Annotated in this window: 1 protein-coding gene; it reads left to right on the top strand. The window is 55.4% G+C overall.

Annotation, left to right across the window (positions count from 1 at the left end; all coding sequences use genetic code 11):
* Positions 1 to 222: hypothetical protein (locus HJW02_RS13325; protein ID WP_208050729.1), on the top strand; the 222-nt coding region annotated here is incomplete at both ends.

Below are 222 nucleotides of genomic sequence, written 5' to 3'. Positions count from 1 at the left end.
ACGGGCTGCCTTCCAATATCTGCAATGTTCTGGCCTGTACGGAAAAAGACCAGGTACTGGTAGGCACTTGGTCCGGCCTGGCGTATAGCAACGGCATCAGCTCCTGGCACTATATGAGAGGGTGCGATTATGCCCGGAAAAACACCGGCATTTATGGCTCCTCGGGACGGAAGACGGCCGTTCCGGGTGAGGGAAATGCCAAAATGCTGTCGGAAGACTTCG

The organism is Akkermansia sp. GGCC_0220, assembly GCF_017566105.1.
GTDB lineage: Bacteria > Verrucomicrobiota > Verrucomicrobiia > Verrucomicrobiales > Akkermansiaceae > Akkermansia > Akkermansia massiliensis.
The sequence above is the reverse complement of the archived record's forward strand: the minus strand, read 5'-3'. Positions and strand labels throughout refer to the sequence as shown.